Annotated in this window: 13 protein-coding genes; 9 read left to right on the forward strand and 4 right to left on the reverse strand. The window is 54.4% G+C overall.

Annotated elements, in window-relative coordinates; translation table 11 throughout:
• The first annotated feature begins 68 nt into the window (after positions 1-68).
• Together GSQ94_RS13540 and GSQ94_RS13545 are read left to right on the forward strand one after the other, a co-directional pair.
• The gene (locus GSQ94_RS13540; protein WP_158944411.1) at positions 69-416 is read left to right on the forward strand and encodes a PadR family transcriptional regulator; all 348 of its coding nucleotides are present in this window, start codon (positions 69-71) and stop codon (positions 414-416) included.
• Positions 413-3133 carry an ABC transporter permease gene (locus GSQ94_RS13545; RefSeq protein ID WP_158944412.1) on the forward strand — a complete coding sequence of 907 codons (2721 nt, stop codon included), beginning with the start codon at positions 413-415 and terminating at the stop codon, positions 3131-3133. The genes GSQ94_RS13540 and GSQ94_RS13545 overlap by 4 nt, the downstream gene beginning before the upstream one ends.
• A gap of 274 nt (positions 3134-3407) precedes the next feature.
• Here the strand turns inward: GSQ94_RS13545 and GSQ94_RS13550 are convergent, their stop codons facing one another.
• From GSQ94_RS13550 to GSQ94_RS13565, 4 genes are all read right to left on the reverse strand, one after another.
• Complete coding sequence (locus tag GSQ94_RS13550) at positions 3408-3932, reverse strand: DUF3617 family protein (protein WP_158944413.1); 525 nt, start codon at positions 3930-3932, stop codon at positions 3408-3410.
• Between the two features lie 168 nt (positions 3933-4100).
• Positions 4101-4811 carry a hypothetical protein gene (locus GSQ94_RS13555; protein WP_158944414.1) on the reverse strand — a complete coding sequence of 237 codons (711 nt, stop codon included), beginning with the start codon at positions 4809-4811 and terminating at the stop codon, positions 4101-4103.
• Complete coding sequence (locus GSQ94_RS13560; RefSeq protein WP_158944415.1) at positions 4811-5908, reverse strand: nucleotidyltransferase domain-containing protein; 1098 nt, start codon at positions 5906-5908, stop codon at positions 4811-4813. Before GSQ94_RS13560 ends, GSQ94_RS13555 begins: the two co-directional genes overlap by 1 nt.
• Before the next feature lie 93 nt (positions 5909-6001).
• A complete protein-coding gene (locus GSQ94_RS13565) occupies positions 6002-6847 on the reverse strand; it encodes a PEGA domain-containing protein (RefSeq protein ID WP_158944416.1) in 846 nt (281 codons plus the stop codon).
• Positions 6848-7303: 456 nt separating this feature from the next.
• On the opposite strand from GSQ94_RS13565, the gene GSQ94_RS13570 reads away from it, so the two are divergent.
• The 7 genes from GSQ94_RS13570 to GSQ94_RS13595 all read left to right on the forward strand — a co-directional run bounded on the left by GSQ94_RS13570 (position 7304) and on the right by GSQ94_RS13595 (position 17428).
• Positions 7304-10903, forward strand: a complete 3600-nt coding sequence (locus GSQ94_RS13570) for a TonB-dependent receptor (RefSeq protein ID WP_158944417.1) — start codon at positions 7304-7306, stop codon at positions 10901-10903.
• A gap of 85 nt (positions 10904-10988) precedes the next feature.
• Complete coding sequence (locus GSQ94_RS13575) at positions 10989-12176, forward strand: phosphatidylinositol-specific phospholipase C1-like protein (protein WP_371417513.1); 1188 nt, start codon at positions 10989-10991, stop codon at positions 12174-12176.
• 386 nt (positions 12177-12562) lie between these two features.
• Positions 12563-14236: an alkaline phosphatase family protein gene (locus GSQ94_RS13580; protein WP_158944418.1), complete on the forward strand. Its 1674-nt coding sequence runs from the start codon at positions 12563-12565 to the stop codon at positions 14234-14236.
• Between the two features lie 160 nt (positions 14237-14396).
• Positions 14397-15005, forward strand: a complete 609-nt coding sequence (locus GSQ94_RS13585) for a TetR/AcrR family transcriptional regulator (RefSeq protein ID WP_158944419.1) — start codon at positions 14397-14399, stop codon at positions 15003-15005.
• Between the two features lie 349 nt (positions 15006-15354).
• Positions 15355-16104 (forward strand): alpha/beta hydrolase, encoded by a 750-nt coding sequence (locus GSQ94_RS13590; protein WP_254063862.1) that lies wholly within the window; start codon positions 15355-15357, stop codon positions 16102-16104.
• A gap of 6 nt (positions 16105-16110) precedes the next feature.
• Positions 16111-16335: a prolyl oligopeptidase family serine peptidase gene (locus GSQ94_RS21450; protein ID WP_256369980.1), complete on the forward strand. Its 225-nt coding sequence runs from the start codon at positions 16111-16113 to the stop codon at positions 16333-16335.
• A gap of 256 nt (positions 16336-16591) precedes the next feature.
• Positions 16592-17428: a hypothetical protein gene (locus GSQ94_RS13595; protein WP_158944420.1), complete on the forward strand. Its 837-nt coding sequence runs from the start codon at positions 16592-16594 to the stop codon at positions 17426-17428.
• Positions 17429-17443 lie beyond the last annotated feature (15 nt).

The following is a 17443-nucleotide window of genomic DNA, read 5'->3' on the forward strand; positions in this document are numbered from 1 at the left end:
TTTTCCTGTTGCTTTCCAAAAGGGAGCCATGTCATTATTCCTGTAGGAAACCTAAAGGTCTAATAGTCATGAAGGAAAAGCCCGACGTCTTGCAAGGAACACTGGCGCTGATGGTCCTCAAGACGCTCGATGTCCTGGGATCGCAGCACGGCTGGGGAATCGCGCGGCGCATCGAGCAGATCAGCGGAGACCTTCTGGCTGTCAACCAGGGCACGCTGTATCCCTTGCTACTCAAACTTGAGCATGAAGGCTCAATCGCCTCTGAGTGGGGCGTATCGGAGAATAACCGCCGCGCGCGCTTCTATCGACTCACCGCGGCCGGCCGCAGGCAACTCCAGGCGGAGGCCCGCGATTGGGAACAAACCGCGGCCATCATCGCGCGCTTCTTCAATGTCAAGGCGGAGGATCTAACGTGAAATTCCTGCGACGCTTCTTCATACGTCTGTCGAATCTCTCCACAGGCCGCAGTGCCGATCAACGCCTGCAGGAAGAGATCGCCGAACATCTCGCCTTCCAAACAGAAGAGAATATACGCGCCGGTATGTCGCTGACCGAGGCGCGGCGGCAGGCCGCACTTAAGCTAGGGGCGGCTCAGGCGATCCGTGAACATCACCACGCTGAGCACAGCATCCCCTTTATCGAGAATCTGCTCTTCGACCTGCAGTACGCGGTTCGCATGCTTCTGAGATCTCCTGGATTCTCTTTCATTGCGATCGCCACAATGGCACTGGGCATCGGAGCCACCACCGCGATCTATAGCGTGATCGACGCTACGTTGCTGCACCCTTTACCCTACCCCAACCCTTCCGAACTGGTGCGCATCGAAGACGGCCTTCCCGGCGTAGGCGCGCAGGACGTCGGCATCTCCGTTCCTGAGTGGAGAGACCTCGAGAGTTCCGGGATATTCCAGTCCGTGTCGGTCTCCGGCACCGGAGCAGATGTGAACCTCACCGGCAGCGCACAGCCAGAGCGTCTCAGCTACAAGCATGTGACGCCGAATTACTTCGCAGTCTTCCGCGTAGACGCGCAGTTGGGCCGCACATTTGATCCGCACGATGCCACTCCTGGCTTCAACCTGGAGGCCGTGATCAGCGACGGCCTCTGGAAAAGGGAATTCGGAGCCAACCCGCACATCATCGGCAAAGCTCTACGCCTGGACAACGACGTTTATCACGTCGTGGGCGTCATGCCGCGCGGGTTTCGCGATCTGGGCTCAACCAGTGAAGAGTGGAATACAGAAGTGTGGCTGGGAGCCGGCATGGCCGGACTGCCCTTTCCGCCCCCGCTGCGCAGTTCACGTCAGTCGAGTCGAGTGGTCGCACGCATGAAGCCGGGCCTCTCAATGGCGGCTGCGCAGGAGCGCCTCGATGCGCTGGTTGAGTCGCTGAAAAAGCAATATCCTGCGGAGTATCCGGCACAGGCAGCATGGGCCGTGCGCCTGATTCCGCTCAGCGAAAGCGTGGTCGGCAGCGTTCGCCGATCTCTTGTTCTGCTGTTCGGCGCAGTCGGGTTGGTCCTCCTGATCAGTTGCGTCAACGTCGCCAATCTCCTTCTTGCCAGGGCCAGCGGGAGAGGCCGTGAGATCGCGGTTCGACAGGCTCTTGGAGCGCAAAGAACGCGCCTTATCCGCCAGCTTCTGACCGAGATTCTGCTGCTCTTCCTGCTTGGCGGAATCGCTGGTTTCGCTATTCTCTTCGGTGCCCAGCACCTCCTGTTGCGGCTTGTTCCGGAGAGCCTCCCGCACCTCAACGACATAGGGGTTGGCTGGGGCGTGCTGGTATTTGCCGTGGTCGTCTCCGCCGCCGCCGGAACCATCTTCGGGCTTGCTCCAGCCTGGCTTATGAGCGGTGTTGATTTGACTAGTACACTTCGCCAGAAAGGCCGCGGGTCCGTAGGTTCACAGGGTCGCTCACGCGCCCGCCAGATTCTGGTCGTCAGTGAATTGGCGCTCTCCCTGATGCTCATGGTCGCCGCGGGGCTTCTGCTGCGCAGTTTCTGGGACTTGTTCAAGGTGCCGCCCGGTTTCAATCCTGACCGCGTTATGGCCATTCAAACGTGGCTTCCGGGGCCCAATGATCCCAGTCAAGATACCTACCGGACTGCGACCCAGGAAGCGGTTCTACTGCGCGAGGTTCTTCGCCGCAGCCGAACGCTGCCCGGCGTAGAAGAGGCGGCAATCGGCGACGTGGACGCTCTTCCCCTGGGCCACAGCAATCCAGGCACGCTGCCATTGATGCGCGAAGGCATCGAGACGATGGACAATCAGGCTCCTGTGATCCATAGTCCCATTGTCTCGCCCGAATACTTCCATCTGTTGGGCATGCCGCTATTGCGCGGACGCCTTTTCAGCGACCAGGACCTTGAGAGTACGCCTCAGGTTGCGGTCATCAATCAGGCCGCGGCTCGCACCTACTGGCCAAGCCAAAACCCGCTTGGCAAACGCGTCCGTCTGCACCTGGATAGCCGTGAGCTATTGAACTCTGCCGGACCAGTCTGGACCACGATCGTCGGCGTGATTGCGGATGCCCGCACGGAATCGTTGGCGGACGCGGCTACTCCTCAGATCTACCGCAGCGTATACCAGCACCCAGCCAAGGCTCTGGCTATCTTTCTTCGCGGACAACTCGATCCCGGCACGATCCTCGGACAGGAGCGAAGCCAGGTTCAAGCTATTGATGCCGGGCTTCCCGTCTTCCATGCGGAGACGCTGGAGGACGTTCTCTCCACCTCGCTTTCCGTCAGACGATTCTCGATGGAAATAGTGGCCTTTTTTGCGGCAACCGCCTTGCTGTTGGCTGGGCTTGGAATCTACGGGACGATTTCATATCTTGTGAATGAACAAAGACGTGAGATCGCCATTCGTCTCGCGCTGGGAGCGCAGAGGAGCAGGATTCTCAAGATGGTCCTGCGCCGGGGATTCGGTCTGGCCGCAGCGGGCGCGGGGCTGGGTGTGGCTGGAGCGTTCATCGTCTCTCACTTTATGGCCGGGCTGCTTTACGGCGTGTCGCCTAACGATCTGCCCACCTTCGCAGGCGTAACCCTTTTGCTTACTATGGTCGCGCTCGCGGCCAGCTATATCCCGGCGCTGCGCGCCATGCGCCTCGATCCAATCACGACGCTCCACTCCGAATGACTTCATGGCACTGCTCAAGACCTGTCTTCGCAAGTTGTGGCCATCTCAATAATCCCTTTGTGTTTGGGAGTAGTTTTTTTCTGACGTGGTGATGGGCGCTTTTGCTGGGGTATTTGGTGAAAATGGGTGTTTTTGGTGTGGTGTTTTGGTGGTGTGAGCGTGGTGGATTGCGTGGCTGACATGGTGGTTTAGCAACCACTTTTAACCGAGCTAAAAATACGCCACGTTTTCAGGATTTATTTTTCGGGCTTCCCATTTTGGGAGTGGGTTTGGGTCAGTGAGCTGGCTGGTCGGTGACGGGTTTGACGTTGCCACAGTCGGAGGACTGGAAGGTTGCGGAGAAGGTTTTGCTCATCTCGCGGTTGATGGGGTGGCCGTCGACGTTGCCTGCGAGGGTGGTGTGGCTGGTTCCGCTGAAGTGGTCGGCGTCGGGGAGCTGGAAGTCGTGGTGGGACCTGGTGGCGATGGTGGAGCTGGTGCAGGCGGTGTCGAAGGTGACGCGGTGTGCGGTCTGGACCTTGTTGGAGACGACGCACTTTATGTCGGGGACGGATCTGGTCATCGCGTCGAGGTAGCTGCTGATGGTGGTTCCGGCGGTGAAGCAGGCCTGGCCGGTGATGGGTTGGTTGTCGGGGTCTTTGGGGTCCAGCTTTAAGACGACCCGGGTGTTCCAGAGGCCGGGTTTGATGGGGATGTCGGCCAACTGTGCGACAAGGGCAGAGATGCCGGTGAGGAGGAGAGATGCGGCGCAGAGGGTGAGTGGGCGGGAGGGTCTGAATCTCGGCCTGGGAGGGTTCATCCGGGGCTCCTCAGTGGATTGTTATCTGGCCGGGAGGTGATGAAGTGGAGTTATGTGTTCTGACGTCGTTCGAGACCTAGTGGCGTGGTCGGATTTCAGCGGTATAGGCGAAGACGATTCGTGCTTTTTATTCGGGCAATTAGCTTTGCGCCCCGAATCAAGATCATGCTAGGCGTAGCAATGTATATCTGCATTGGAGAGGGCTTCGTGCGCAATCTCAACTTCACCAGCAATATGTTCGGAATTTACGCGGCTCTCTAGAATGATCGGGATCTCATCTGGAATCAGTGAAGCTACTTGTTGAAACGCTAGCTTGGCTCCGTACGACAAGGCTTCATGCTGACTTTCGCTATTCACCTCGCTAAGATGAACTTGCACAAGCCTTTCCTGAAATGCAGTAAGCATGAGGAAGGCATCTGTCATTGATGAATCACATTGTCGGGAATGCCCTAGATCAAAACACAGACTCGCATCCGGGAGCTTCTCAAAGACTAGTTCAAGCTCGCCAACATTACGTCCGATCGGTTTTCTGCGATCCATGTTTTCGATCGCAATGCGCCGTCCGAATCGCCTCCAAAGTGTGGCATCACTGATGGCGTCGGGATGAATAACTATTGGCCACTTGTCAGGAATGTTTGAGTAAAGAAGATCAGCTAACCATTCTTCGTCACCTAGAGAATAGCTGCTCGGTGCATGAAAAGAGACATAGGAATAACTGTCTAAACGCAGATAAGGGATAGCAGCAACCAAGATTTTTACTTCCGACATCCGCAAAGCTGAGAGCTCGATGCAAGCAAGGTTGCTCGAAGCAAGTATGCTCAGAGCTTTTTCAAAGTCCCCATAAGCTACCGCGCCGGTAGAAAATCCAATTTTTCTCATTAGAAAACTCCATATTCGATAGTCATTCTGCCAAGTTCATTCTTGTCGCTGAGGAAGATAGCTCCAATGGCATCACGATAACGATGACTTATATCACGCCCTCTGCTTGCCGTTTCATCGCTGCCCAGCCGTTCAACCGGCAACTTGTCAAGATGTTCACGAATAGTCTGTCCTCCGCATGAGGGAGTGTCATCGGCCAGCATCCCGAGAAATTCGTCGTAAGAGTCAAACAACTGCTTGCTCTGTAAATCGAGGTTAGGGTCGCGGAGTAGAGCAGATGCAAGAATTTCGAGAGGCGGTTTCATAAGGACAAGTCGTAGTCGTTCGATTACGGCCTGTACTTGTTTAATCGAATAGAACTCTCGCCGTTCCTCCGTTGAAGCAAACCCGCAATGACATTCAAAACACGCAACCATCCCAGCAAGAAAAAGAAGCTTCCTTGACATCCGCAGTTTCAGATTTCTGATTGCGAAACCCTCATTTTGTCTATTGCGCTGTTTGTAGGCAAAATCGACAGTCATCGTTCGCCAATATCGTGCCATATCATTGAACAGAAAGCGAGGAACTTTGTACTCACCTGAACCCAGCCAGAGTCCGCGATCTTCGTCCAAATACCGCCACAGCACGTTTCGCAAGACGCGTTCATACGCGTCTGAGTGTCCTATTGTGTCAGATTCCAACAGCAGTAGAATTCGTAGGGTCGTATTGGCATTCGTATCATCTTGTCCTCCGATATTGTGAATTAGGTCGTGACCGGATGCGATCGTTCCAAACACTCCCTCGCGTCCAGGCTGCCGGATATCTAAGTCCTTGAGACTCTTTCTAATCTCATGCGCGACCTTGATATGTTCAGGATGAGAGATGCCGTCGAGTAATAATGTCCAATCGACATCACTTCCAGAGGTAAACTCCTGTCGGGCAAGCGAACCGACGACCACGATACTGGAATCAGAACTAGTGAAACCGCCCAGAGTGTCTTCGAGCAGTGTTTTTGTCACCCCACTCTGAAATCTCGCAAACCGAATGTTGGGCCATGAAGCTTTGGTGCGTGTCTCTAATAGGTCTAAGGCGGAGAATTCGGAAAGTTTTTCGGCCAAGTGTCTTCCATCCACGATGCAAGTCGTTTCTTGGCAATTCTACCGCCATACAAAGGAAAGTGTTCCACAATGAGAACGATCGATCGGATGAGCTTATTTCCCGACCATCTCTGCGCTAAGTCTTACTGCTCCACTTCCGACCAGCATGTTTCTTGACCAATCCTGAAAGCCAGCTTTCTTCACCACGATCTGGTGCTTGCCGGGCGTTAGGTTCAGGGTTGATGGTGTGCTGCCTACGAAGCTGCCGTCTACTTCTATGTCGCAGTTGGGTACGCTTGCTTCTATCGTCAGGTCGGAGGGTGCGGCGTTTGCGTTGGCCACTGTAGCACTAGAGGGAGTCGTTGGAGCGAAGTGGGCCATGTCGAGCTTCATGTTTCCTGAGACGAAGGCGGTAATTTCTGTTCCCTTGGGGATAGTGATGTCTTTGCCATGGATGAATAGTAGAAGGGGAGCAGCAGGAAAGAAGACGATTGCTGTGCCTACCATTCCTGCTGTCATAGCTCCGGTGTGGCCGCCACCTTTTGCATTTTGGGTTGCGGCCAGAGCTGCTTTTTCGCCATCGACTAGACGAACACTGTCGATATTGACGTCGAGCTTACCGGCGCGTCCCATGCTTCGCTTTGATTCAGCGGATGTGATCGTTGCCAATGCCTGCGCACCTTTGGCGATGACCATGACGCCGTCAACGTCGGTCTCTTCGATGGCTTCGAAGGAGACCTGCTGACCTGTCTTCGCTGTTGCAGAGGTAAGGTTCTCCGCTAGACGGAGCTTGATTGCTGTTCCATCTTGGAGGGTGTTTGGTAAGGGCGGACCGGTGGGTGCAGCTATCGGTATGTTGACCGGAGCCGCAGGAGCCTTCGCAGGCTGTCCATTTTGTCCAAGGGCGGAATTGCCAAATCCAGAAAGAACCAACAAAAGTGAGGCAAGGGGATAACGCATGTTTGTCGTACGACCTAATCTCAGCAAGTTAGAAGTCAAGACGAAAGCTACGCTGTCCCTATCTGTGAGACAAGTGGCAACTTGATAACTTGCTGCGAAAGTCGCAGGGTGAGGCGATGAGCCAGAGGCTGCAATGGCTTGCGGGGCGGATGGCGGGGATTCGGGAGTTTGCGACGATGTATACGGTGACGTAACGGCGCGCTTCCATCAACTCCGATCTCTTCGGCGAGCTTTACCGCTATCTCTAGAAGATATTCCCAGTAAATAGCTCTCTTTGAGTTACTTACTGAAGACGGGCCGGATCCAGCGTTAGCGGTGAAATTTCCCTGTTGACACTCACGTGAGGGCACGAGTAATGTTCGCCCGTCCCAGAGTTGTCGACCTGATTTCAATCAGACCATGATCGGAACTCCCCGAGTCGAGGAGGCAACCGACACTAAAGGTTGGAGATTTGCCATGGATAAGAGAAAAAAAAGCTCAGTTATCCGGATGCTCGGGCTGCTGGTATGGGTTGCGAGTTCGCTCCTCTACGTGGGCGAGGTACATGCTCAGTTTGGCTCGGCTTCGGTGCTGGGATATGTTCGGGATAACAGTGGCGCCGTAGTTCCGAGCGCGATGGTGAGGCTGAATAATATTGCCACCAACGTCTCCGAGAGCGCGCAGACAGACAACGAGGGCAAGTACGAGTTCAACTCGGTGCCGATTGGAAATTATCAGATCTCCACCGAAGTCGCGGGCTTTCAAGGAGCGAAGACCGAGGTCTTCAATCTTTCGACCGACTCGCGCCAGCGTGTTGATATTCAGATCAAGCCAGGGGAGATCAATCAAGTCGTTGAGGTTGCGGGGGCCGCTCAACTGTTGGAGACCGAGACCAGTTCGCGCAGCCAGATCATTGGTCAGAAGGAGGTCGAGAACCTGCCGCTGAACGGACGTTCGTACGCAGACCTGGTGCTGCTGACGCCAGGCGTTCGTAAATCGATGCTTGAGAACCAGACTGCATCCAGCCGTGAAGCGGCTTTCAATATCAATGGGCAGCGGTCGGCGTTTAATGAGTTCCTCATCGATGGCCTGGAGAACAGCAACTACGGCACGTCGAATCAGGGTTTCGAAGATGAGAATATCTCTCCGTCTCCTGACGCTGTCAGCGAGTTCCGCGTGGAGTCGAATAATTATTCGGCAGAGTATGGCCGCATGCCGGGAGCGGTGATCAATGTGTCTACCCGAAGCGGGTCTAACGATTATCACGGCGCGGTATGGGACTATATCCGCAACACGGATCTGAATGCCTTCGGTCCTCTTCAAACGGCGACTGGCAACAAACCGGGTCTGATTCGCAACCAGTTCGGAGCTACAACCGGTGGACGCATCTTCCGCAACAAGACATTCTTCTTTGCCGATTACGAGGGCGTGAGACAAATCTTCACGTATCAACTGGCCGCGGTAACTCTGCCGGATTCCGAGCAGCGAGCCGGATTATTTCTGCTACACAGAGTGGATGGAACAACTGCGCCTATTCCGCTCTATAACCCCATTACCGGCGACACCTACACCTCAGGAAATGCTGCGGCGGGATCAACACCGTTCGCTCTCGCCGTCCTCGCTGCACTTCCGGCCAACAATGTCACCGGTGCCAGCGGCAGTACCGCACCCTCCTACAACAACATCACAAATAACTACAGCAACGCGCCCCGCGGAACCATCAACGACGACAAGGGCGATGTGCGAATCGACCAGAGTTTCACGAAATGGAAGCTCTTCGGCCGCTACAGTGAACATCAGACGGAGATCTTCGATCCTCCCACCGTCGGGGGCGCCGCTGGTGGCAATGCCAACTCGAACGTAAACATTCAGAATCGCCAAATCGCCGGTGGCGCCACGTGGATCATAAGCCAGAACAAGTTATTGGACATCCGTTTTGCGTGGACACGTAATATCGGCGCCAAGACGCCTTACACGCAGGGGCAGGCATCGCTACTTGCTGAAAACGGCATCACGGACGGACTGCCCACCGATCCCAGCCTGGTCCGCAGTCTGAATGCGCAGTCGATCATAGGGTTTACTCAGCTTGGGAACCAGTCGTCGAGTCCACAGTTTCAGAATCCCGTCATTTATAACCCCAAGATCAACTTCACCTGGGTACGCGGCCGCCATTCGATGAAGTTCGGCTATGAACAACAGTTGATCCACACGGTTGTGAATGACTTCAACCCTAGTTACGGCCAGGACAACTATTCAAGTCGTTATGCGGCTGGGCCAACTGTTGGCGGCGTGCCGTTTTTTCCGAACTGCTCCGCCACTGTAACGACCGCGTGTAATCCGATAGACTCCGCGGCGGGCAACACTACCTCCACCCAGATTCAGCAGGCGCAGGCTGTAGCGGATTTTCTCTTTGGTAACCGATCTTCCTATTCCCTCACGAACTACACCGTAGTCAACTTGCGACAGCGCTATTTCGCCGGATATTTCCAGGACGATATGAAAGTTACGCCCTCCTTAACGCTGAATATGGGTCTGCGTTACGAGATTATGACGCCGCAGTTCGAGCGTGATAATCGCCTAGCAAATTTCAATCCGTCGACCAACACCTTGACGCCCGCCAGTAATGGAAGCCTTTATAACCGGACGCTGGTGCACACGCCGACCAAGAACTTTGCGCCACGCTTTGGATTCTCCGACAGCATCAACCCGAGAACCGTTCTTCGAGGGGGCTATGGCATTGTCTACGTACAATTCAATCGCGCGGGCGGAGAGAATAACCTCACGTACAACGGTCCGGACGTCGTAAACGCTACGGTCAACAACAACAACTCTATCTATCCGACAGCTGCGAGCCTATGCACAAACGACACACAGGTCCAGACACTCTGCTTTCGTCAGACGCAGCAGGGCTACTCGAATATCCTTACCAGCCCCGCCTATTTCAACCCTCTCAACGTCACGTCCCGCTACGTCGATCCCAACTTCAAAACCGGTTATGTGCAGAGCTTTTTTCTCGGAGTTCAGAGAGAGTTTCCTGGCGGCATTCTGTTTGATATCGCTTACGTCGGTAACAAGAGTACCCACTTGCAGATCCTGGCGGACTACAACCAGGCGGCTCCCTGCCTTACCGCTGCACCAGCTGGTTGCCCCACATATCAAAGTCGACGTCCAGTACCGAGCTTCGGTGATATTGAAATTGCGTACGGTGGCGGACCCGCGAATTACAACTCGCTACAGATCAAAGGTGAGAAGCGAATGGGCGCGCTTTACCTGCTGAACTCGTTCACTTACAGCCGGGCATTCGATCTTGCGTCCGGGCATCTGGAGCAGAACAACGGAGATACCTCGCGAGTCAATTTCGCCAACCCTCGTGGTGACTACGGTCCTTCCAGCTACGATCAGCCGATCGACAATACCACTTCCATCGTCTATGACCTTCCGTACGGTCATGGTCGCCACTTCGGAGGCCAGTCGAGCGGATTTATGAATGCCATTCTCGGCGGATGGCAGGTCACTGTCATCAATACCATCACCAGTGGTCTGCCTTTCAACATCATCTATTCGAGCTCTTCCAGCAGCACCACCACGGCACTCCTCAATGGCAGTAGCGGTTCCACCATCGGCCAGCTGTTCAGTACCGATCTAGTCAATTTGCGCCCTGAGCACATTGCGGGGTCTCCTCTTAGAGGCACTCACATCACCGTGCTGCCGACGAGCAAGATCAACGGCGTCACAAAGAGCCGCGGACTGAATGGTTATTTACCCGGTGGTGGCAACTACACGAGCTACGATTACCCATCTTTTACTCGTTATGGAAACACTTCTTCCTTTGGAAATGTATCGCGCAACAGTCTTCGTTCCTATGCGTACTACAACACTGATCTGGGGTTGCACAAGCAATTTCCGCTTCTAACAGAGCGAGTAAAGCTGGACCTGAGAGCCGAAGCCTTCAACGTGCTGAACCACACCAACTGGCAGGCGCCGGACACTAACATCTCTGACGGTACGTCGTTTGGAACCATCACGACAGCCTTCCCGTCACGGCAGCTTCAGTTCGCTGCAAAGCTCTTGTTTTAAAATTGGCGGGAGTTAAACGATAGTCAACAGTGCATCCTCGCCTGCGATCGGCGGTACGAGGATTGCAGCCGGAGAGGGGTTTCCCTTGCAAAGAAGCGTGAGCATAGCCGCGCTATTCGTCTTCAGCATTGTGAGGATATTACCTGGACAGACTAAGTCCGATCAGGACGCCAGGGTTCACCTGAACCAGATCCAGGTAATCGGATCGCATAACAGCTATAACCTGGGATTTGCCCCAAGTGAGGAAAAGTTCGCCCGTAGCCGCAATCCTCGCGAATACGAAGCTCTCGAGTATAGCCACGCAACGCTCAGTGCGCAGTTGAATGGTGGAGTCCGGCAGCTGGAAATTGACATTGTCCAAGATCCGCATGGCGGGCGCTTTGCGCATCCAAAGATTGTCGCGCTGACGAAACAGGCAGGGCTTCCGCCGGACACGGATTTTGATCCAAATCGCAAGATGGATAAGGCCGGATTCAAAGTTATCCACATACCCGATCTCAATCAGCGTAGCTCTTGTCTCCTGCTTACGGATTGCCTCAAAGAAATTCGAGCCTGGTCAAAGGCCCATCCAGAACATGTCCCGTTGTTCCTTCTGATCGAGACCAAACATGGTCGAACGGAGTCGATACCCGATAGCGTTGAGGCGGAGCCATTCACCAGCGAAACGTTCGATGCGCTCGATAAGGAGATCCGTTCTGTTTTTGCTGACAGCGAAATGATTTTGCCGGATAAGGTGCGTGGCAACCACCCGACCCTCGAAGCCGCCGTACGCGCAGGTCACTGGCCGACTCTGGCGGAGTCGCGAGGCAAGGTGATTTTTCTGATGGATCAGAAAAATGCCGGACCAGTGTACACAGCCGGCCATCCGCTGCTACAAGGCCGCGTGTTATTCACAAACTCCGACCCTGGCAAACCCGACGCCGCGTTTGTTGAAGAAAATGAGGGCACTCCACAGCTCATCGATCAACTCGTGCGCCAAGGTTATATCGTTCGGGCCCGCGCTGACGAAAGCACAATCGCCGCTCGCACCAACGACACCACTCGTCGCGACGCCCTCTTGCATTCCGGTGCGCAAATGATCAGCACAGATTATCCCCTGTCGGAGCCTTCGAAGTGGACTGGCTACAGTGTCGGTTTCGCGGGCGGGTTGCCTGCGCGCTGCAACATCATCAATGCTCCGGCCGCCTGCAACAGCAGCTTGCTTGAGCCGAACGCAAGAAGTGGCGGAGTGCCCTCGCCGGAAAATCATCCGGTCTCCCAGCAGCTGAAATAGAGCCAATGTGCCCTCGAAGCAGAAGAAATGCACAACTGGAGGGGTGCGAGATGAAGTTTCTCGTAGCTCGCAATACGCTCCTGCAGGGGCCAGGAGCATCGATGTTTCTGACCACAAGACTTTTGCGACGCCTTTGCATGCCGTTGCCGCAAGGGCCTGCACTTGGCAATTCGTCTCAAGATATCCCATGCGATCTTTGGTTTTCGACGGGGTACAGTATCAAAAGTACTAAGTTGCAATCAGGACATAAGCGAGAAACCCGCGCACGCGTACTCAAGCGAATCCGCACGTCGTGGAGCGTAGGTATTCGGTCGTTTCGATTGGTATAAATCAACGGTTTGTCGACCCGATAACGAATAGTGTGTTGCTGACAGGAGTCATCCCTCATGAAAAGGTTAGATCATCTGTTCCTTGCTTTAGCACTTCTTGCTTCTTGCACGTCCAGGGCGTTTGGCGACGCATACGACGCCCAGCCAAAACTGGTCATTATTCTCGTGTTCGATCAGTTTCGAGGGGATTACCTCGATCGGTATCGCGCCGAGTTCAAGGAAAAGAATGGCTGGAATCTGTTTCTCAAACAAGGTGCGCATTTCACTGACTGCTACTACGATTACGCCAATCTTGTCACGGCGGCAGGCCACGCAACCATCGGCACTGGAGCTTACACCGACGCCCATCAGATTCCGTTGAACGAATGGTATGAGCGTTCCTCTGACGGCACGCTACGACAGGTGAGCTCCGTCGCTGACGATCGTTACAAGCTTGTCGGCGCACCAAGCGGCACAAAAGATCTTACCGGCGCCTCTGCTCATCGAGAGATGGCCACGACCCTTGGAGATGAGCTGGTGCTCGCAACACAGGGGCGCTCTCGCGTCTACGGTGTGTCTATGAAGGACCGGGCGGCGATTCTTACAAGTGGCCACGCCACGAACGGGGCCTTTTGGGTCGACCATGAGACGGGCCAATGGGTCACTTCGACTTACTGGATGAAAGATCTTCCCCAATGGGCTAAAGATTTCAACTCAGGCAATCACACCGCGGAAGCTCGCGCGAAGAGCCATGTGCCCCAGGGAAACTTTTACGAGATGGTAGGCAGGACTTCTGCCAGTGTCCAATATCAGCTTGACTTTGCGCAGGCCCTGATCGACGCGGAAAAGCTCGGAAGAAATCCCGCTGGAGTTACAGACATGATTACGATTTCGATTTCTTCAACCGATATCAATGGCCATGCCTTCGGCCCGGACGATCCCTCGCAGGAGGCTCTCATCGTTCAGTCCGATGCCTTGATTGACGCCTTTTTCACCCATCTCGATCAAACCATCGGCCTCAAAAATATTCTTGTTGCCGTCACTGGAGATCATGGCGTAGCAACAAGCCAGAAAGCTGGAGATGCCGATCGTATGCCAGTGCTCGACTTTCCTGCTGAGTCATTCACGAAGCCACTAGAAACAATGCTGGAAGAGAAGTACCCGCTCAAAGACAAGGGTGCCTACATCCTGCAAATGGATAACCCTTATCTTTTGCTGAATCAGGAAGCATTTGAGGCTGTCGGCCTGTCGGAGGGGACTGCAGAAGACACAACAGTCACCATGCTCAAGCAGGTCTTCGCGAAATTCAGTGATCCTCAGAAAGCGGAAAGCCATCGAGAACCTCCGGTCTTGACACACGTCTACACAAGCAAGCAGATGCGCGAAGGACTCTTGCCCGACACGCAGTACAGCCGTCTGATCGCGCATAGTTATTCGCCGAACGTGGGCTGGGCCCTGCATATCAATTTTGGTCCCTACCAATTTCCCTGGAAGGGGAGTGGCACGACACACTTCTCAGCCAATAGCTATGATCGCCACGTCCCTCTAGAGTTCTTTGGAAAGCCGTTCCTTCCAGGGACGTATCACACCCTTGTGGCGCCAGTCGATATTGCTGCTACCTTCGCTTCGCTCTTACGCATCAACCGCCCCAGTGCTGCGGTTGGCCGGCCATTGACAGAAGCCCTCAGGGCTGAGGAGCCGGGTTCTACCTGGGTGATCGATTTGGAAGAGGCTAAGCCAAGAAAGCCCTAAGCTCCCTCGGAATGCGATCTTGCTGGGCGTAAGACGCTTTACACCCCTGAACTCAATAGAGCTGCTGGATGTATATGAGCGGTTCGTAGCGATGCAGAACAACGCATCGCTTTTCTTGATACGCTTGCATGAAACATTCGTTTCATGTAGCAATCGTTTCATGAGCGAAGTGATCGAAAGACGAGAGGAGCTGCTGGAGAAGATTGTCGACGTTTTCCTCGCCAACGGGATTGCGGGGCTTTCTCTCCGTCCCCTGGCTGATTCTGTCGGCAGTAGCGCACGATTGTTGATTTACCACTTCGGATCGAAGGAGGAGCTCATCGCTGTTGCTCTGGACAGGGTGCGCTCTCGCATCACCGCTGCGGTGGGCGAGGTGGTAGAACGTGGAAATCCCGCTTCGCTTGAAGATTTCTTGCGTATGTTTTGGAGATGGGCGATTCAGGAGACCAATCAGCGCTACTTCAGATTGCTTTTCGAGATTGACGGCCTCGCGATGCACGAGGGCAATGTCGTCCCTGAAAAAGACCGGGTAGCAGGCGTCAACCGGTGGGTACAGATCTTCAAAGGAAAGGTCGAAAGGTTCTCAGACACGACGGAAGGCCAACTCGGCGCTTCGACGATTATCCTGGCAGCGATTACTGGACTCCTCCACGATTACTTCGCTACAGGTGACTTGAAGCGGACTACCGCTGGCCTGAATTTCTTTATCGCGACGCTCTCCAACCAAGCTACCTCGACTGCACGCAAAAGAAATAAGAAGGGAGTCTGATATGGAAGAGATGTTCACGCAAACAGAAGAAGGCTTCGCGAGTGGCTGCAAGTCAGGAGGCGAGGAGAGAAATAGATGCCTGGAGATGCTCGTCTGTGACTTGTTGCAGAAGAATCAGGAACTCCGTTTCGAAATGCCTTACCTCTACGGCCGAGATCAAGTGTCCATGCTGTGAGAGCTGCAAAGAGCACAGTCCGTAGACGGCTTCTCTCAGGTCTAGCTAAATCACTACGAAGCGTGAGTTTTGACTGTTGGTCGAAGGCGCTTCTCTAACCCATATCGAAGGCCTTCCAATCACGCTATCAAGAATGGCGCGTCAGATCTACGTTTCAAGAGTCAGGACACATACATGAGACCCCGCTCGCTCCATATCGTTCGCATTGCTACCTTCACAATCTTCGCCATCAGTGTTCTGCTGGCCCAACATCACAGGCGCGAACCGAAAGCCTACGATTCCCGTGATGTCGCCAGCCATAATTGTTATGACGCATCCGATCCGTCTGAGATTCGCCTGTGGCCAGGAGCTGCACCGGGCGCCATCGGTGCCGATCCTTGCCGCGACATTCCATACCTACGTGTTTTTCGACCGCCAGCTAATGTGAGCAAATCTGGTCAGGGCTTCATCGTCATCCCCGGCGGTGGCTATGATCGTCTGTCAGACACAAAGGAGCAGACGCCAGTCGCCAATTACTTCTCCCAACAACTCGGTGTCACTTCGTTCGTCCTTTACTATCGGCTCGTGCAGCTGGACGGTTCGTATCGTTATCCCGTACCCATGTGGGATGGGCAGCGTGCTTTGAAGCTGGTTCGCACACGTGCCCGCGACTTCGGTATCAATCCGGAGCGTGTGGGTCTCTTCGGTTTCTCTGCCGGCGGACACCTCGCCAGTACGCTGACCCTGCACTCGGCAACAGACTTCGATCTCCCGGTGCATGACAAAATTGACACGGCAGACGGACGTCCGAATCTCCTCGGTCTCGGCTATCCGGTTATCTCGATGGATCCCTCACAATTCGCCGCGACCAGTTCGCACAACCACCTCCTCTACGGTTACACCGGCCCGGCCCTTGATCATCTCCAGGATTATCTCTCCGGGTAGGATCACATCACCCCGCATACACCGCCAGTCTTTCTCTTCGAGAGCATGGATGATCAGCGCATCAGTCCACAGAACAGCGTTATTTTCGTCGAAGCACTCAAGCGTGCAGGTATACCAGTCGAACCTCATCTCTTTGCTCATGGAGTGCATGGTGCCGGCTTGGCGCAGGGAATCCCGGAAGAAGAGGCATGGCCGACCTTCTTCTCAGCATGGCTCGATAGCGAACGATAGAGCATCCGCTCTGTAGAGCACAGACAAATTCCATCAACAGACATCTGCGTTGTGAGCTGAGATGTTCTTCACGAAATTTGAAGTTGGAAAGAGGTTTCAAAATGCAGTACCCATTCACAAGCTACGCAAGAAGTTTCACTTTGAAGTCTGCCGCAGTCCTTGCTTTTTCGGCACTTCGCTACTCGCACATGGTGAACCAGCTCTTCACGACTCAAAGTCACCTCATCAAATGGTTGCTGCAAAGGAGCTTGTCGGTTTGGAAGGAGTTAAGCCGAACTCCGAGGGTATGCTTTCATTCAGCGCGACAGATCTGCGTTTCACAACAGAGCAAGGGTCAACCGATATCGCCCGTCAAAGGATCATCGCCGTCTCCAGCGGCGACGAACGAGTGGAGACTGGCGGTACGACAGCCAAAATTGGGCGCATGCTCCTTCCTTATGGTGGAGGCCTTGCTGTTGCCACCGTCACCCACAAGAAAGTCGGGTTGTTGACCGTCGAGTTCCTTGATGTGACCGGCAAATATCACGGCGCCGTCTTTGCGCTCAACACCGATGATATGGAAGATACGATCCAGCAACTTCACCTTTCGGTCCCACCGCCATATCCCTCTCGTGTCTCAGCAGCGCTGGCTTGCCCTGCGTGGGAGGTAGAGGAAAATGCCATCCGTGTAGAAGTTGTAAGCTCAAATCCGCAATCTGACTTTCCTTCGGAGGATCGCGTCCTTCTCTATGAACGTCTTCTTCAGCAGTTGAAGTCGGAGAAGACCATCCAGAACGTCTACCGTGCAGGCGATCAAAGCCCCGAAGGAAGTTGTGCCGAGTTCACCGTTACCGTGCGGCCCGTCGCCTTTACCAAAGGAGATCAGGCCGTCCGCGCATCCGTCGGCCCTTTAGGGCATTTCGTTGGAGCGACGAAGCTGAGCTACCACCTGACACTGTCCAAGCAGGACGGTATGCTCCTCTTCGACGGAGATATGAAGAACTCCGAGGGATCCGACAGCGACAGCCTGAATGTCACTAAAGTTATAAGCAAGACAGTCGTCAAGAATCTTAAGAAGTCGAGAACAAAGATGCGAAAGACGCAATCGGTATAAGCCGGAACCGGGTCG

It is taken from the genome of Granulicella sp. S190 (assembly GCF_009766095.1).
GTDB lineage: Bacteria > Acidobacteriota > Terriglobia > Terriglobales > Acidobacteriaceae > Edaphobacter.